The sequence below is a fragment of the Neobacillus sp. PS3-40 genome (assembly GCF_030915485.1).
Lineage (GTDB): Bacteria > Bacillota > Bacilli > Bacillales > Cytobacillaceae > JAUZPL01.
Window position 1 is genome coordinate 670,274 of the sequence record NZ_CP133266.1, and the last position, 16,271, is coordinate 686,544.

Below are 16,271 nucleotides of genomic sequence, written 5' to 3' on the forward strand. Positions count from 1 at the left end.
GCAGGGGAGATCCCGCAAGCGCTTCAGCGCTGAGGAAGCTCCCCTGCTCGCCCGCGGAAAGCGAGCGCCTGGAGCGGAAATCAACAGACCAGTTACAAAGCTAATATACTAATATCGTCATAACAAATTAACGCGGTTAATCGTTAAAGAATCTGTGCAAAATAATAAGCTGTCGAAGGGTTTTTCGACAGCCTCCACTCTATTAAGAGTGGATTCATTATTATTGCACATTTTTATAAAGATTAAAAACTGACATTAATCTTTTCAGAGATTCCAAGTCATTTTTATTAAATAGTTCAACAATTTTACTGCCAACTATTACTCCGTCACAATAGGAAGCTAATTCTTCTATTTGCCGTTCGTTTGAAATTCCAAATCCCGCTAAAACAGGAATGGGGCTTATCTCTTTTACTATTTTTAAAAATTGGCCTACCTCATGATCCAAATCATTTCGGGTACCTGTAATCCCTTTAACCGTAACAGTATATAGAAATCCCCTACCTTTGTGTGCAATCATTTTTATTCGATCTAGTGGAGTAGTCATGGTTACAAGTCTTATTAATTCAATGTTCACTTCACTAAGAAGTGGACAAATGATTTCTTCTTCTTCAATAGGTAAATCTGGAATAATGCACGCATCCACCCCCGCTTTAACAATCTCTTGAACAAATTTCTCAATTCCGTAAGAATAAATTGGATTTAAATAGGTCATCAGTACAATAGGAACGGAAATGGCCTCTCTTACTCTCGCCAGCTCGCTGATTGTTGTTCTCAAACTTGTTCCATTTTCAAGGGCTCTAATTCCTGCCTTTTGTATCGTCGGACCATCAGCAACTGGATCTGAAAAAGGAATTCCTACCTCGATAGCTGTCGCTCCCATTTCTTCTAGTATCAACAATCTATCAATTAGACAATCCATTCCCCCATCACCAGCCATTATATATGGAATAATCGCTTTTCCACCTTTTCGTTTCAATTCATTAAAAGTATGTTGAATTCGATTCATTGCCCTCTTTCCCCCTCCATCATTAATCTTACCGTATCGACATCCTTATCTCCTCTTCCTGAGAGGCAGACTACAATACTTTCATGTTTAGCCATTTTCTCGGCCAATTTCACCGCAAAAGCAACCGCGTGGGCACTTTCAAGGGCTGGAATAATTCCCTCAAGCTTTGTTACTAGTTGGAAGGAATCTAATGCTTCCTTATCTGTAATTGAGCAATATTTTGCCCTGCCAATTTCTTTAAAATAGCTATGTTCTGGGCCCACCCCTGGATAATCGAGACCCGCTGAGATTGAATGTGCTTCTTGGACTTGACCATCCTCATTTTGCAATAAGTACATTAAAGAACCATGCAAGACCCCTGGTTTACCCTTTGTTAAAGATGCTGCATGAAAATCCGAATCAATTCCTTGGCCTGCTGCCTCTACACCGTAAAGCTTTACCTCTTCATCTTCAACGAATGGGTAAAACATACCCATCGCATTGCTTCCACCACCAATACAGGCAACAAGCGCTTCTGGTAGTTTTCCTTCTCTCTCTAAGATTTGTTTCCTTGTTTCTTTCCCAATTACACTTTGAAAATCACGAACCATCATCGGGAATGGATGCGGCCCCATAACAGATCCTAACAAATAGTGAGTATCATCAACGTTTGCAACCCAATATCGGAGCGCTTCGTTTACTGCATCTTTTAATGTTGAACTCCCAGTTGTTACACTTACTACTTTTGCACCGAGTAGCTCCATTCGAAAAACGTTTAATGCTTGCCTTTTGATATCTTCTTCCCCCATAAAAATAATACAATCAAGATTAAATAAAGCACATACTGTTGCAGTGGCAACGCCATGCTGCCCCGCCCCTGTTTCTGCGACAATTTTCTTCTTTCCCATTCTCACGGCAAGTAGTGCTTGACCAATTGCATTATTAATCTTATGGGCACCAGTATGGTTTAAATCTTCTCTTTTTAGATAGATCTTTGCTCCACCAGCATGACTTGTTAAATTTTCCGCTAAATATAGCGGGGTTTGTCTACCAACATATTCCTTTAACAATCTCACAATATCTTTTTTAAAATTTGGATCGTTCTTGGCCACATTATAGGCTTCTTCTAGTTCCAACACTGCTTTCATAAGTGTTTCCGGTATAAATCTTCCTCCAAATATTCCAAAATGGCCCTTTTCGTTTGGTAATGTATATGAATTCATCCTATTTCTCCTCCAAAGCGGTAATTTTCACCTTTTCAATAAACGATTTTATTTTATTTAAATCTTTTTTTCCCTCAGTCTCTACCCCACTGCTAACATCTACCATATACGGGTTGATTCGCTGGATTGCTTCTTGAACATTTTCTTCATGTAGCCCTCCAGCAAGGATAAACTGTTTACTCTGTAAATCTTCAGATTGTAACAGATTCCAATCGAAGGCTTCCCCATTTCCGCCACGGTACCGACCTTTTGGTCCATCCAAGAGGATAGATTCACAGGGATACTGCTTTATTTTCTCTAAATCGTTTTTATGTTTAATGCTTAAAGCTTTAATAATCGGCATTGCAAAAGTTTGGCAAAACTCTGGTGTTTCGTCACCATGTAGTTGAAGATGCGTTAGTCCGATACATGATGCGATTCTTTCCATTTCTTCTTTCGTTTCATTTACAAAAACACCAACTTTCATCACAAAATCCGGTAATTCTTTAACAATTTCTATAGCCGACTCCATGTCAATTTTCCTTTTACTATCTGCAAAAACCAATCCAATTGCATCCGCGCCATATTCGACAATAGCAAGTGCCGTGGACACATCTTTAATTCCACATATTTTTATTTTCATATTTGATTCACTCTTTCAAGTTGTAGTCTGTAATCTGTAAGATGCTGTTTAATGTTTTTACTCTTCATAAGTGCCTCTCCCACTAAAATACCATTTGCTCCCGCCTGCTTTACTCGTTCCACATCTTCTTTCACATGAATACCACTTTCACTAATTAAAAAGACTCCTGATTTTTTTACTATTGGTCCTAATTGCTCAGTAACATCGAGCGAGGTCTCAAAAGTTTTCAAATTTCGGTTATTTAAACCTATCAATTTGGCACCTGTCTTTAATGCCTTTTCTAATTCTTCAAGATTATGGACCTCTATTAAAACTTCCAAGTTATATTTTTTTGCATATTGATATAGTTCGTTTAACTTTGATTCCTCCATTGCAGCAACAATTAATAAAATTAGGTCAGCACCGCTGGCTACTGCCCAATCTATTTGAAGTGGATCAATAATAAAATCTTTACAAAGAACTGGTAATTGAATAGCTTCCTTAACATTTCGCAAGTCCACAAACGACCCCTGAAAAAATGAGTGATCTGTTAAAACAGAAATAGCTGATGCACCATATTTTTCATATTGTTTGGCTTGTTCAACTGGAGTAATTGCTGTATTAATCACCCCTTTTGATGGGGAAGCCCGTTTGAATTCTGCGATAATGGCCATTTTTGTTTCAGAAGATAGGCTTTTGATCAATGATTTTTTAGAGAACGGGCTACCTCCTTGGATAATTTCTTGAGTATCTTTCATTCTTGCTATCTCTACTTTTTTCATATTAATTATTCGATCTAAAATGTTTTCCAATTAAATTGCCTCCCTTTTAACCAATCTGCTTTTTTCGATTAACTTTCTTAATTTTTCATAGGCAATGCCAGAGTCAATTGATTCTCGAGCCACTTTTACACCATCTTCGATCGATTCAGCCTTATTTGCTGTGTATATTCCTATTCCTGCATTAAGTAAGACAGTATCACGGTAAGCTCCTTTTTCGCCTTTTAAAACTTGCACCAAAATTTCAGCATTTTCTTTTGCATCCCCACCTTTAATGGAGTTGTTTTCATATTGAGGAAGCCCAATTTCTTCTGGAAATAAGGTCCTAATAGTAATTTGTCCTTTATCTAGAAACGCAAGATGATTTTCCCCTTGAAGTGAGGCTTCGTCCATATAACCTGCACCATTTATGACAGTTGCACGCTTTCTGCCAAGTGTTCGTAATACTTCTGCAAAAGGCATTAACATATCTCTGCGATAAACTCCTAATAATTGATAATCAAGATCAATTGGGTTTATAAACGGACCAATATAATTAAAAATCGTAGGTATTTTTAATTGTTTGCGAACAGTCATTACCTTTTTTAATTTTGGATGGACATGTGGTGCAAATAGGAAGGCAACACCAATTTCCAGCAAGATTTCTTCTGTTTTTTCAGTAGGTAAATTTAAAGCAATTCCTAAAAACTCCAAAACATCCGCACTTCCTGTTTTACTTGAAATACTCCTATTGCCATGTTTAGCTACAGGAATACCTGCACCTGCAATCACGAATGCAGAGGTAGTGCTAATGTTAAAACTTGATGATCCATCACCTCCTGTACCACAGTTATCCAAAACATTCGGATACTTATTCTTAAACGGGATCGTATTTTCCATAAGGGCCCTGACAATGCCAGCAATTTCCTCGACTGTTTCCCCTTTAGATTTTAAACCCATTAAAAAGGCTGCAATTTCACTTTCAGAAATATCCCCGTGTAATAATTCTTGAACAGCCTCTTTCATTTGATCTTCCGTAAACGATTTTTGATCAGCTAACTGGAGTAAAAAATTCTTCATTCTCCCTCTTCCCTTCTAATTGAACTAAAAAATTTTCAAGTATCTGTTTTCCTGATGGTGTCCCAATAGACTCAGGGTGGAACTGCAGACCATACACTGGAAAAACATTGTGCTTGATGGCCATTATTTCTTGGTCATCCATTGATCTTGCTGTGCATTCAAGCTCAATTGGCAAATTATTTTTTTCTATTGCGAGAGAGTGATAGCGCATCACCTCTAACGGTGTGGATAAATTTTTGAATAATCCTTTGCAATTATGTGTAATCAATGATGTTTTTCCATGCTTTATGATCTTTGCGGGGACTATTTCAGCGCCAAATGCATACCCAATTGCTTGATGCCCAAGGCATATTCCCAAAATCGGAATAGCTTTAAAGAATGTTCGAATGACTTCTACACAAACCCCTGCATTTTCCGGTTTACCCGGACCAGGTGAGAGTATAATGGCTGATGGCTTCCATTTATTGATTTGTTCCATAGAAAGCTGATTATTCCTTTCCACTAGTACATCCTCACCAAGATCACCTAAAAATTGGTACAGATTATAGGTAAATGAATCAAAATTATCGATAAGCAAAATCATTGTTTTTCACCCTCCAAAAAGGATTTTAATTTATTAAGGGTTTCCTCATATTCTGATTCAGGATTTGAGTCATACACTATTCCTGCACCTGCCTGGATATAGGCTGTTCCACTTTTTAAAATCATTGTTCGAATAGCTAGTGCAAAATCCATATTTCCACTTGCCGATAAATATCCAATTGCCCCAGAATAAAGCCCCCGTTTCACATTTTCTAAATGATTAATAATTTCCATCGCTCTTATTTTCGGAGCACCCGAAACGGTTCCAGCTGGGATACAAACAGCAAGTGCATCCAATGCTGTTTTGTTATCCTTCAGCTCTCCACTGATTTCAGAAACCAGGTGCATAACATGGCGGAATTTTTCAATTTCCATATATTTATCTACCTTGATCGTTCCAAATTTACATACTCTGCCAAGATCATTTCTTCCAAGATCTACAAGCATGTTGTGTTCCGCTTGCTCTTTCTCATCAGTCTGTAATTCTTTTTCGAATAATTGGTCTTCAAATTGGGTTTTTCCTCTTTTTTTCGTACCAGCAATCGGGTTTGCGATTACTTGTTTCCCTTTTGTTTTAACAAGACTTTCTGGTGAAGACCCAATAACGGTATATTCATCAAACTCGATATAGAACATATAAGGAGTTGGATTATTAGCACGATGTTTACGATAAAGAGATAAGGGGGTTCCTGTGTAAATTGACTTCATTCTCTGGGAAAGAACCACTTGAAAGATGTCACCAGAGACAATATACTCTTTTGCCACATTCACATTTTTTATAAATTCTTCTTTTAATGTTTCAGCCTTAAATCCAGCAAAGTCGAACAAGTCTATTTCGTGATGAAAGTATTGCATTTTCATCTCTTCCACCCTTCTAAGTACCCTTTGTTCAATAAGTTCTTCATCTGCACCATCTAAAAACGGTGTCCCAATAACGATAACCTTTTCCTCAAGATGGTCGAAAACGATTATCTCTTCATAAAACATTAAATGAGTATCCGGCATGTGCAATTGATCATCTAAATCAGCACCGATATTTTCAAATTGGCGAATAACATCATAACCAACATAACCAACAGCTCCTGATATAAATGGGTATGGTAATTGATCTAACTTAATGGGTGGCATCAAGGTCTTCAAGACTTCAAGAGGATTCCCTTCGATCGTGTACCTTTCTCCATTTCGTTTGACAATCTCATTCTTTTCACCATTTGAGAGAAACTCCATTGACGGATCTACACCAATAAAAGAAAACCGTCCTGATTCATTGTATTTATGTGAACTCTCTAATAAAAACTTCTTAGGACCAGTGATTTTCTGTAAAATGGCAATTGGCGTTAACGTATCCCCTTTTAGTTCTGTTAAGAAATAACCATTCTTTGTTTTCATCCATTTACACTCCTTTTTGTAATAACAAAAGTGCTAGCACCTGATTAGCTCCGACATTGAAAGAACCAAAGCTACCTAGTGGAGCTAGGAGCTTGAGATTGACATCGGTTCTTTTAATTTTGAAAATAAAAAAAATCGCCCTCTATACGCATAACAATCTTATGCATATAGAGGGCGATTTTTTGATCGCGGTGCCACCTCCCTTCGAAACAGGAAATTCCTGTTTGCTCTTTTCAGATACGGGACTATAAAATCCGATATCCTATCCTTTTAACGGCGGAACTCCGGGCAACCCTACTATTGTTCAAGCAGCCACTTGCAAGCCCATTCCACAAATTCATTCTTACCAGGCTTCCACCTACCCTGGCTCTCTGAAAAGAAAGAAAAAATGTGTACTCCTCTTGCGCAACGATTTAACTATTTTTTTATAAGGCTCTTTTCTTAAACTTTGTTGCTAGTTGAAACTAAATTAGAATGGGATTCCAATTTACCGATGAAAACCGTAGGAAGTTTTTAAGAAAAGAGCACGATACTATTGTTATTTCGGGTTTTTAGGCTAGGTACGAAAAACAAAAAGGGCCCCCCATCCAAAAAGGACGGAAGACCCGTGGTGCCACCTTCATTAGCTAATAAATCAGCTCACTTTACCAGTATCAAAGCTTTAGCTTAAAATACATGTCTCTTGAAACGATGAGATGTTCGCCAAGGCCTACTACTCATTTCTGAGGTTCAGTTTGGAGGCTAGAAGTCCATTCACCATTACGTCTACACTGATTCCCACCTACCATCAGCTCTCTAAAGTATGCGCAAAAGCTACTACTCTTCATCAATGCCTATTATTAATTTATTGTTTTAAATATTAAAACAATAATTATCAAAAGTCAATTAGTTAATTTCAATATTTTAGGAATAGATAGTTAAAGTAATTTTTTTAACTTTCCTTTCCAAACCTCAGCAAGCTCGGTCACTTCCAAAATTCTCTCTATTGCTTTTTTATTCTTTTGATCATGGAAAAGGGTTTGATTCGCAAAAAGTACAGAAACTTCTTTTGGATGCTTTTCGTAAAGCTTAATCTCAGATCCATTAAAAATGGAACCATCTTCAAGCACTCTAAAAAAATAACCCGTTAATCCTGTTTGATATACCCTATTTAAAAATGGGTCTATATCATTAAATTTAGAAATTGTTGAACAAGGAACTCTTCCTTGTGTTACTTGGAGGACAACCTCACCTATTTTATAAATATCGCCAATACAAACGTCCTTCTCTAGCATCCCTGTTGCTGTAATATTTTCTCCAAATGCAGGTGGAATTAGTGTTATTCCAAATTCTTTTTCCCATAAAGCATAGTGCTCTATAGGGTAGAGGCAAACGGCACGATCGTCACCACCGTGAAACTCATGATTAGCGACATCATCGTCAATAAATCCGGACTTTCTCAATTCCGCTTTTGCAACAGATATTTTTCCAATTGCTGAATGTTCTTTCACGTCTTTCCACTGATATTCTTTTGGTTTTCCGATTGCTACATTTTTAATTATTCGCTTGTTCATACTTTTTGCCCTCTTCTTCCATTAAAAGGATTAAAAACTAATAATTATTTTATATTTAAAAAGTAAATAGTAAAGGTAGACATAAATAAAGGCGGTATCAAGATCATGGAAAATATTGAACAGTTATGCTCCACAAAATCGGCTGTTAAAAAACAGGACACCGCTGCTGGAAGTAACAAATCTAATGAAGTTTCCAAACAGAAGTGGGCAATTCTTTCACTGTCATCCATTCCTTTAGTCATGACTCTTGGTAATTCGATGTTAATTCCCGTTTTACCTTCAATGGAAAAAAAATTAGACATTTCTTCATTCCAAACAAGTATGATTATCACGGTATATTCAATTGTAGCTATTCTGCTAATTCCTATTGCTGGATATTTATCTGACCATATTGGGCGAAAAAAGGTAATTATCCCGAGCCTTATTATAGCAGGAATTGGCGGTCTTATTTCTGGAATTGCTGGATGGAAAATGGATAATTCCTATTGGGTCATCTTAATTAGCCGCGCCCTTCAAGGAGTTGGTGCCGCTGGAGCATTTCCAATCGTTCTTCCACTTGTTGGTGATATGTTTAAAAATGATGATGATGTAAGCTGTACACTGGGCCTAATAGAAACATCTAACACATTCGGAAAGGTTCTATCTCCAATTTTAGGGGCATTTTTAGCAGGATTCATTTGGTATTTGCCATTTTTATCAATACCTGTTTTTTGTTTGATCTCTTCTATTATGATGATTTTTTTAGTAAAATGTCCAAAAACAACTGAAAAACCTTTACCATTTAAGCAATTTTATACAAATGTAAAAACAATTTTTACTCAAAAAGGCCATTGGCTTTATGCCATTTTTTTTATCGGTGGAATTTTGATGTTTGTTTTATTTGGAATATTATTCTATCTTTCCGATACTTTTGAGAAAGAATATGGGATAAAAGACGTTAAAAAGGGCTTCTTTTTAGCACTTCCTCTGGGTGCACTCTGTCTTGCATCGTTTATAACTGGGAAAATTATCAAAAAAAATAAAATATTAATGAAGTGGCTGACATTGGGCGGAATTGCAGTTGCAGCTTTGGCTATTGCAGCCCTCTATTTTTCGATTAATTTATGGTTTATGGTCACAATGTTTTTGTTAACGGGAATTGGTATTGGTATTGGTCTCCCGTGTCTAGACTCCCTCATTACCGAAGGAATTGAAAAGGAAGAACGAGGAACGGTTACCTCTGTTTATAGCTCGATGAGGTTTATTGGTGTGGCCGCAGGGCCACCAGTCATTGCATTATTAATGAAACTTTCCCATACCTGGATTTTTATTTTACTTAGTGCTGTCTGCGTCATTGCAGCACTGGTGGGAATTAAGGCAATCAAACCTGGATTACAAAAGCCATAACGTTAATAAATGAAGCATCCTATATAGGAACAACGACAAAAATGAGATCATGTCTTGGAAAATTAATTTTATTAGTATAAAAAACGCAGAGGAAGTCTAACGGGTTGTACCTCTGAGTTGCAAACAGTTTAATATCAAAGCAATGTACAATTTATTTAGCATATAAAATCAAGACTATGAAGACCCAAATACAGCCTAGAAACAGGAAAAAGGGCCTTCATCAAGGATATGAAAAGTCAAGTCCATTTAATTGTGTAAAAGTGTAAACAATGATTTTCAACTTATAAAAAAGAATTCGTAAAGTGAGCTACATTTATTTAAAATTTACATTGAGGGGCGGGCATGATAGCCTGGAGGGCAAGCCAGGTGTTGTTAGACGCCTGGCTTCCTGGCTTTCCATCATGCCCGCTGGAGGCTCAATGTCAATTTGAAATTAGGCCTTTCCACTCATTTTGGATAGAGTGTTATTATTACTTTTCTTTTGTTTTCTTAAGATAAGGAACATTATTTTTATTCCAATCTTCTTCAATATCTATTAATACTGAACCAATAATCCTGATAGCCGACTGATCATTCGTAAAGATCCGAATAACTTTTTCTCTTCTGCGAACCTCTTGGTTTAAGCGTTCAAGCATGTTCGTTGTGCGTAAGTGTTTATGATACTGGACCGGGTGGGAATGAAATTGGATAGCGTCTTCAAACCCATTTTCTAAAGTTTCAATCGCTTTTGAAAAGCCTTTCGTATCTTGATACTTCTCTACAAAACGATTTTTCAATTCCCTTACAACATCTATATCTGAGTTTTGAAAAAGGTCCTTCAGTTCTTGACGAGCTTCGGCAGTACCTTTCTTTGGCAGGGTATCCATGATGTTTCTTAAAAAATGAACACTACACCTCTGCCAAGAAGTACCTAAGAATGATTCTTTAATGGATGTGACTAAGCCGCCATGAGCATCAGAAATCACCAACTTAGGGGATTGAAGTCCTCTGGACTTTAGATACTCAAAGAAGGATGTCCAGCTATCAGTGGATTCAGTGTGATTGACTTTTAGGCCAATAATCTCTCTGTGTCCACTTTCACTTACCCCAATGGCAATATGAACACTTTTAGAAACTACTTTATTGTTCTCACGAACTTTAATGTACATGGCATCTACGTAAATATACGGGTAGTAATGCACGTTAAGTGGACGGTTTCTCCAGTCGTTAATTATTGGGTCTACTGTTTTGATGAGATTGGAAACAAGTGATTTAGATACACTTGTCCCACATAATTCTTCTACAATTTTAGTCACTTTACGTGTAGAAACACCATTCACAACCATTTCAATCATGGAAAGGATAAGTGCTTGGTCGCAGCGTTTGTATTTTTCAAAGATAGTTGTAGAGAATTCACCGTCCCTAGTACGAGGAACCTTTAACTTTAGAGATCCAACGCCAGTAATGAGCTCACGCTCATAAAAACCATTTCTGTAGCCTCTGCGTTCTTCTGTTCTTTCATGGGAAAGAGCATTAATATATTCGTCTCTTTCTTTCTCCATTAAGGAATTCAAAATAAGAGATAATGAAGCTTTCACAGGTGATTCTAGAGAGCTGCTTTCAATTTTCCCTTTGAGATCTTCTAAATTTATAGTAATATTGATTTGGGTCATCATCATGTCCTCCGTTTATGGTTTTCTTGGTCGAAAACATTGTAACACGGGCCATGATGATGACCTATTCTTTTTACACAATTATATGGGCTTAATCATATGAAAGACCAAACTCAGTCTAGAAACAAGGAAAAGGTCCTTCATCAAGACTATGAAGACCCAAACACAGCATAGAAACAGGAAATAGGGCCTTCATCAAGGCTATGAAGGACCAAACTCAGTCTAGAAACATGAAAAAGGGCCTTCATCAAGGCTATGAAGGACCAAACACAGCATAGAAACATGAAAAAGGGTCTTCATCAAGGCTATGAAGGACCAAACACAGCATAGAAACATGAAAAAGGGTCTTCATCAAGGCTATGAAGGACCAAACACAGCGTAGAAACATGAAAAAGGGTCTTCATCAAGTATATGAAGACCCAAATTTTCATGTGAATTTTCCCATAAATAAAATGATGCGGAATACAAATAAACAAGTGATTTCACCCCACAAGTAAACCCAGCAGGGAAAAGTCCCCTGCGTTTTATAGAACATTTTTACTTTACTGGTTTCTTTAAAAATCCAATTAAAAGTGCAGCTGTAACTGAACCAATTAAGATGGAAAGTGCATACTGGAGAACACCGTGTTCAACAAGTGGAACAACGAAAATTCCTCCATGTGGTGCTCTTAACCCAATTCCAAAAGCCATCGACATTGCCCCAGCAACAGCAGAACCAATCATTACTGACGGAATCACTCGAAGTGGATCTGCTGCTGCAAATGGAATTGCTCCTTCTGTAATAAATGATAGACCCATTACATAGCAAGCCTTACCAGCGTCACGATCTTCATTATTAAACTTATTTTTAAACAAAGTTGTTGCAATTGCAATTCCAAGTGGAGGAACCATTCCTGCTGCCATAATCGCAGCCATTGGCTCATAAACACCACTGGCCAGAAGCCCAGTTCCAAATACATACGCAGCTTTGTTTACAGGTCCTCCCATATCAAAGGCCATCATGAGCCCTAACACAATTCCTAATAATATTGCATTTCCTGTTCCAAGTCCTGTTAGCAAGTGGGTAATTTCTTTATTTAGCAATCCAACTGGTTTGTTGACTGCAAAGAGCATAATAAACCCTGTTATCGCAATTCCAAATAGCGGATACAATAAAATACTTTTGATGCCTTCCAAAGAACGAGGAAGTCCGATAAATACTTTTTTTAGTAGAATAACTGTATAGCCTGCAAGGAAACCTGCAATAATACCTCCTAAGAAACCAGCTCCACCACTTGCAGCAAGCATACCCCCGACCATTCCCGGTGCAAACGCGGGACGATCTGCAATACTTAAGGCAATAAACCCTGCAAGGACAGGTACTATTAATCCGAATGCATTTCCTCCACCAATAGTCATTAAAGCTTCTGCGAATTTATTATATGTTGGATCATCAGGCTTAAAGGAATTATAACCAAACATAAAGCAAATTGCGATTAAGATACCACCACCAACAACAAAAGGAAGCATATTTGAAACACCATTCATCAGGTGTTTATAAAAGCCTGTTCGCTGCTCTTTTTGTTGACCTTGGTCACCTGTTTCTGTTTTTCCTTTATATACTGGGGCATCTTGTTTTAATGCACGCTCTATTAATTGTTGTGGACGACGAATACCATCTGCAACGGCAACTTGAATAACGTGTTTCCCTTTAAATCGGTCCATTTCAACATTGATATCGGCTGCAACGATAACAGCGACAGCATTTTCAATTTCTTCTTTTGTAAGGACATTCTTAGCACCGCCAGATCCGTTAGTTTCCACTTTGATGTCAATACCCATTTCAGTTGCTTTTGCTTTTAGAGAATCTGCAGCCATATAAGTATGTGCTATTCCAGTAGGACATCCGGTAACCGCAATGACGGCATTCTTTTTGTTTGAAACATCTTGATTTTCAAAACTTTCTTGATCATAGCTTTCAATGATATTTATTATTTCATCTTTTGTATTAGCGCTTAAAAGCTGTTTACGTACTTCTTGGTTCATTAAGAGTCCCGAAAGTCGAGCAAGGGCTTTCAAGTGTGTGTCATTTGCTCCTTCAGGTGCAGCAATCATGAAAAACAAATGTGCTGGCTGCCCATCTAACGATTGATAGTCTACTCCAGAGATGGATTTTCCAAATGCTATCGCTGGTTCTTTAACTGCTTGTACTTTTGCATGGGGAATGGCAATCCCATCACCAATACCCGTTGTACTTAATTCCTCACGCTTTAAAATGGCCGTTTTGAATGCAGAGCGATCCGTAATTTTTCCAGCATTTAAGAGTGTATCGACAAGTTGATCGATTGCTTCTTCTTTCTTATTGCCTTCTATATTAAGTAAAATTGTACTTTGTGTTAGCAATTCTATTATTTTCATATATTCTCTCCTCTATGAAATATTCTTGATATGCACTTGGGAAAGGATTGCAGCGACCGATTCCTTCGTACATAAGCCAAGTGAAAAAGCGGTAGCACTACCTGAAGCCACACTATATCGAAATGCATCTGTATAGTTAAACTCCTTTTGATATTCTGCTAGGAAACCTGCAACCATCGAATCTCCAGCACCAACAGAGTTTCTTACCTTTCCTTTAGGAGCTTTTGCTATTAATGAAATTTCATTATTTATAAAAACTGCACCCTTATCAGCCAGTGAAACAATAACATTTTTCGCTCCCATTTCAACGAGCTTTTTCCCAAAGGGTATAACCTCTTCACAATTTGTTATCGATGTTTGAAATAATTCCCCTAGTTCATGATGATTGGGTTTAATAAGAAAAGGATGATAAACTAAAACCTTTTTTAACAAATCTCCTTCAGCATCAACGATAAATTCAGTACCCTGTTCACTACAAATTTTTACAAGCTCCTCATAAGTTGTTTTTGCTAAGGATCCAGGAATGCTTCCTGCCAAAACGAGCATATCGTTACTAGATAATTGTTGGATTTTCTCTTTTAATTGTTGAAAGTCTTTATCTTGAATTTTTGGACCTTGGCCATTAATTTCTGTCTCTTGTCTACTTTTTAGTTTGATATTGATTCTTGTATCTTCATCTACTTTTATAAAATCTGTTTCAATTTCTTCACTTTGAAGAAATTCATCAATATATTTTCCAGTAAACCCACCAGTAAAACCAAATGCCTTACTTGTCATACCCATCTGTTTTAATACCCTCGAGACATTGATTCCTTTTCCACCGGGGAATTTAGTTTCTTTACTTGTCCGATTTAATTCTCCTAATTGAAAGCCTTCTACCTCAACGATGTAATCAACTGAAGGATTTAATGTTAATGTATAAATCATGCTGTCACTACCTTTATCGTTGTTTTGTCTTTAAACACTCTCATTGTTTCATCTGATAATTCATTCGTAATAATAGTTGCTGTTTTTAGATCTCCTATTTTAGAAAAAGCTATTTCAGAAAACTTTGTTTCATCTGCTAATACATACGTTTCCCTTGAAAGAGAAATCACCTTCTGCTTAACTGCAGCTTCTTCTTGATCAGGGGTTGTATATCCAAATTGAGAATGGATGCCATTAACTCCCATAAAGCATTTATCAAACTGATAGAGATCTAGACTTGTTAATGCGCCCCTGCCGATAATTGCTTTTGTATTTTGCTTTGCAAACCCACCAATTAAATAGGTTGGAATTCCTTTATTAAGCAAGGGCGTTACATGCATTAATCCATTTGTAACAACAACAATATTATCTATCGGTAGAAAATCGATCATTTCTTTAACAGTTGAACCAGCATCAAGATAAATACAATCACCTGTTTCAACCAAATTTGCAGCAAATTTAGCAATTTCACGTTTTTCATGAAGGTTTTTGGATGATTTTTCATTCATACTTGGTTCTTGAAGCTTGCCTTGTAGCCGAGAGGCACCTCCATGGATTCTTTTTAAAAATTTATCTTCCTCTAATTGAGATAAATCCCTGCGAATTGTAGATTCTGAGGTATGGGTAAGCTCCACTAATTCATTTATTTTAACAATATTTTTCTCTTTTAAAAGCTGTAAAATTAAGCGATGACGCTCTGGAGTCAACAATTCAGAACCACCTTTTATGTTTTATATTTTTATATTACTGAAAACGATTGCAAAAATCAATCATTTTCTTTCAAAAACATTCATATTTTTGACTGATTTTGATTTTCTATTTCATTTTCATCATGTCTGAGGAAGCAAAAAATGTATGCCTAAGTTTTTAAAATCGTTTTACTATGAAAACAGGATAATATATGTTATATTAATATATGCATTATTATTCAGTCTTACCGATGTAGTGGAATGGCTTACAGGGTTTTGGTGGTAGAAATACCTGTTTGTTCTTAGTCACTTTATCTGCATCTCTCTAAGGAAATAACATGCGGGTGTGGTTTAATGGTAGAATTTCAGCTTCCCAAGCTGACGGCGGGGGTTCGATTCCCCTCACCCGCTCCACTTAATTTATGGAGAAGTACCCAAGCGGTTCAAGGGGGCGCACTCGAAATGCGCTAGGACGGGTAACCGTTGCGTGAGTTCGAATCTCATCTTCTCCTCCATACATATCATTTTCAAACACTTCCATGGAGTGTTTTTTATTTATCCATTCGTTTTTAAGAAGATATATGTGTATAATAATGGGAGAGAGAATTGTAAAGGATGAGACGATGAACATTACAGGACATTCAGTAGAGAAATTAACAGATCCATTCGGATTGCTTTCAGGCGACCGTTATGAATTTTTCCTTGATCTTGGAGTAGATGAAGAGGATGAGCTCTTCACAGAAAAAGGACTTGGATTAAAGGTTATTTATGTAATTGACGAAAATGGGCCAAAAATTTCACATTACCATTTTTTCGAAAAAGGAACACAGAAGGTTTTGGACTTCGCTTTGGAAGATGATGAGGAAGAGTTAGTCCGTGCTTATTGTAAGGAAAATAGTATTTAATAATGCTCACGCTTTAACTAAAAAGAGATATATGGTTTAAACTAGACAGTAAAAAGAGCAGGGATTATCCCTGCTCTTTTTAGCTATGTTGAACAACTCTTTATT

The 16,271-nt window shown here is 37.0% G+C and carries 14 protein-coding genes, 2 tRNA genes and 2 other annotated features; of the genes, 4 read left to right on the forward strand and 12 right to left on the reverse strand.

Annotation, left to right across the window (positions count from 1 at the left end):
• Positions 1-220 precede the first annotated feature (220 nt).
• The 8 genes from trpA to RCG20_RS03370 all read right to left on the reverse strand — a co-directional run bounded on the left by trpA (position 221) and on the right by RCG20_RS03370 (position 8,171).
• Positions 221-1,006, reverse strand: a complete 786-nt coding sequence (trpA, locus tag RCG20_RS03335; RefSeq protein ID WP_308182817.1) for a tryptophan synthase subunit alpha — start codon at positions 1,004-1,006, stop codon at positions 221-223.
• On the reverse strand, positions 1,003-2,208 hold the full coding sequence (trpB, locus tag RCG20_RS03340; RefSeq protein WP_308182818.1) for a tryptophan synthase subunit beta: 1,206 nt from the start codon (positions 2,206-2,208) through the stop codon (positions 1,003-1,005). Before trpB ends, trpA begins: the two co-directional genes overlap by 4 nt.
• A 1-nt stretch (position 2,209) precedes the next feature.
• Positions 2,210-2,830: a phosphoribosylanthranilate isomerase gene (locus tag RCG20_RS03345; RefSeq protein WP_308182819.1), complete on the reverse strand. Its 621-nt coding sequence runs from the start codon at positions 2,828-2,830 to the stop codon at positions 2,210-2,212.
• Positions 2,827-3,621, reverse strand: a complete 795-nt coding sequence (trpC, locus tag RCG20_RS03350) for an indole-3-glycerol phosphate synthase TrpC (protein WP_308182820.1) — start codon at positions 3,619-3,621, stop codon at positions 2,827-2,829. The genes RCG20_RS03345 and trpC overlap by 4 nt, the downstream gene beginning before the upstream one ends.
• A complete protein-coding gene (gene trpD / locus RCG20_RS03355) occupies positions 3,622-4,647 on the reverse strand; it encodes an anthranilate phosphoribosyltransferase (protein ID WP_308182821.1) in 1,026 nt (341 codons plus the stop codon).
• A complete protein-coding gene (locus RCG20_RS03360) occupies positions 4,619-5,230 on the reverse strand; it encodes an anthranilate synthase component II (protein ID WP_308182822.1) in 612 nt (203 codons plus the stop codon). Before RCG20_RS03360 ends, trpD begins: the two co-directional genes overlap by 29 nt.
• The gene (gene trpE, locus RCG20_RS03365) at positions 5,227-6,618 is read right to left on the reverse strand and encodes an anthranilate synthase component I (RefSeq protein WP_308182823.1); all 1,392 of its coding nucleotides are present in this window, start codon (positions 6,616-6,618) and stop codon (positions 5,227-5,229) included. Before trpE ends, RCG20_RS03360 begins: the two co-directional genes overlap by 4 nt.
• A 167-nt stretch (positions 6,619-6,785) precedes the next feature.
• Positions 6,786-7,036, reverse strand: a binding site (T-box leader).
• Between the two features lie 171 nt (positions 7,037-7,207).
• Positions 7,208-7,457: a binding site (T-box leader), on the reverse strand.
• 78 nt (positions 7,458-7,535) lie between these two features.
• A complete protein-coding gene (locus tag RCG20_RS03370; RefSeq protein ID WP_308182824.1) occupies positions 7,536-8,171 on the reverse strand; it encodes an MOSC domain-containing protein in 636 nt (211 codons plus the stop codon).
• 105 nt (positions 8,172-8,276) lie between these two features.
• On the opposite strand from RCG20_RS03370, the gene RCG20_RS03375 reads away from it, so the two are divergent.
• The gene (locus tag RCG20_RS03375) at positions 8,277-9,557 is read left to right on the forward strand and encodes a bacillibactin exporter BcbE (protein ID WP_308182825.1); all 1,281 of its coding nucleotides are present in this window, start codon (positions 8,277-8,279) and stop codon (positions 9,555-9,557) included.
• A 470-nt stretch (positions 9,558-10,027) separates the two neighbouring features.
• On the opposite strand, the gene RCG20_RS03380 is transcribed toward RCG20_RS03375, so the two are convergent.
• From RCG20_RS03380 to RCG20_RS03395, 4 genes are all read right to left on the reverse strand, one after another.
• On the reverse strand, positions 10,028-11,209 hold the full coding sequence (locus RCG20_RS03380; RefSeq protein WP_308184279.1) for an IS256 family transposase: 1,182 nt from the start codon (positions 11,207-11,209) through the stop codon (positions 10,028-10,030).
• A 537-nt stretch (positions 11,210-11,746) separates the two neighbouring features.
• On the reverse strand, positions 11,747-13,606 hold the full coding sequence (locus tag RCG20_RS03385) for a PTS fructose transporter subunit IIABC (protein WP_308182827.1): 1,860 nt from the start codon (positions 13,604-13,606) through the stop codon (positions 11,747-11,749).
• Between the two features lie 12 nt (positions 13,607-13,618).
• Positions 13,619-14,533 (reverse strand): 1-phosphofructokinase, encoded by a 915-nt coding sequence (gene pfkB / locus RCG20_RS03390; RefSeq protein ID WP_308182828.1) that lies wholly within the window; start codon positions 14,531-14,533, stop codon positions 13,619-13,621.
• Positions 14,530-15,282: a DeoR/GlpR family DNA-binding transcription regulator gene (locus RCG20_RS03395; RefSeq protein WP_308182829.1), complete on the reverse strand. Its 753-nt coding sequence runs from the start codon at positions 15,280-15,282 to the stop codon at positions 14,530-14,532. The genes pfkB and RCG20_RS03395 overlap by 4 nt, the downstream gene beginning before the upstream one ends.
• Positions 15,283-15,601: 319 nt before the next feature.
• Between RCG20_RS03395 and RCG20_RS03400 the strand changes: the two genes are divergently transcribed.
• From RCG20_RS03400 to RCG20_RS03410, 3 genes are all read left to right on the forward strand, one after another.
• Positions 15,602-15,675 (forward strand) — tRNA-Gly (locus RCG20_RS03400).
• A gap of 10 nt (positions 15,676-15,685) precedes the next feature.
• Positions 15,686-15,776, forward strand: a tRNA-Ser gene (locus RCG20_RS03405).
• A 78-nt stretch (positions 15,777-15,854) separates the two neighbouring features.
• On the forward strand, positions 15,855-16,166 hold the full coding sequence (locus RCG20_RS03410; protein WP_308182830.1) for a DUF6509 family protein: 312 nt from the start codon (positions 15,855-15,857) through the stop codon (positions 16,164-16,166).
• Positions 16,167-16,271 lie beyond the last annotated feature (105 nt).

Coding starts and splice junctions, on each gene's coding strand:
- trpA (WP_308182817.1), bottom strand. CDS start 1,006: ATGAATCGAATTCAACATACTTTTAATGAATTGAAACGAAAAGGTGGA.
- trpB (WP_308182818.1), bottom strand. CDS start 2,208: ATGAATTCATATACATTACCAAACGAAAAGGGCCATTTTGGAATATTT.
- RCG20_RS03345 (WP_308182819.1), bottom strand. CDS start 2,830: ATGAAAATAAAAATATGTGGAATTAAAGATGTGTCCACGGCACTTGCT.
- trpD (WP_308182821.1), bottom strand. CDS start 4,647: ATGAAGAATTTTTTACTCCAGTTAGCTGATCAAAAATCGTTTACGGAA.
- RCG20_RS03360 (WP_308182822.1), bottom strand. CDS start 5,230: ATGATTTTGCTTATCGATAATTTTGATTCATTTACCTATAATCTGTAC.
- trpE (WP_308182823.1), bottom strand. CDS start 6,618: ATGAAAACAAAGAATGGTTATTTCTTAACAGAACTAAAAGGGGATACG.
- RCG20_RS03370 (WP_308182824.1), bottom strand. CDS start 8,171: ATGAACAAGCGAATAATTAAAAATGTAGCAATCGGAAAACCAAAAGAA.
- RCG20_RS03375 (WP_308182825.1), top strand. CDS start 8,277: ATGGAAAATATTGAACAGTTATGCTCCACAAAATCGGCTGTTAAAAAA.
- RCG20_RS03380 (WP_308184279.1), bottom strand. CDS start 11,209: ATGACCCAAATCAATATTACTATAAATTTAGAAGATCTCAAAGGGAAA.
- RCG20_RS03385 (WP_308182827.1), bottom strand. CDS start 13,606: ATGAAAATAATAGAATTGCTAACACAAAGTACAATTTTACTTAATATA.
- pfkB (WP_308182828.1), bottom strand. CDS start 14,533: ATGATTTATACATTAACATTAAATCCTTCAGTTGATTACATCGTTGAG.
- RCG20_RS03410 (WP_308182830.1), top strand. CDS start 15,855: ATGGGAGAGAGAATTGTAAAGGATGAGACGATGAACATTACAGGACAT.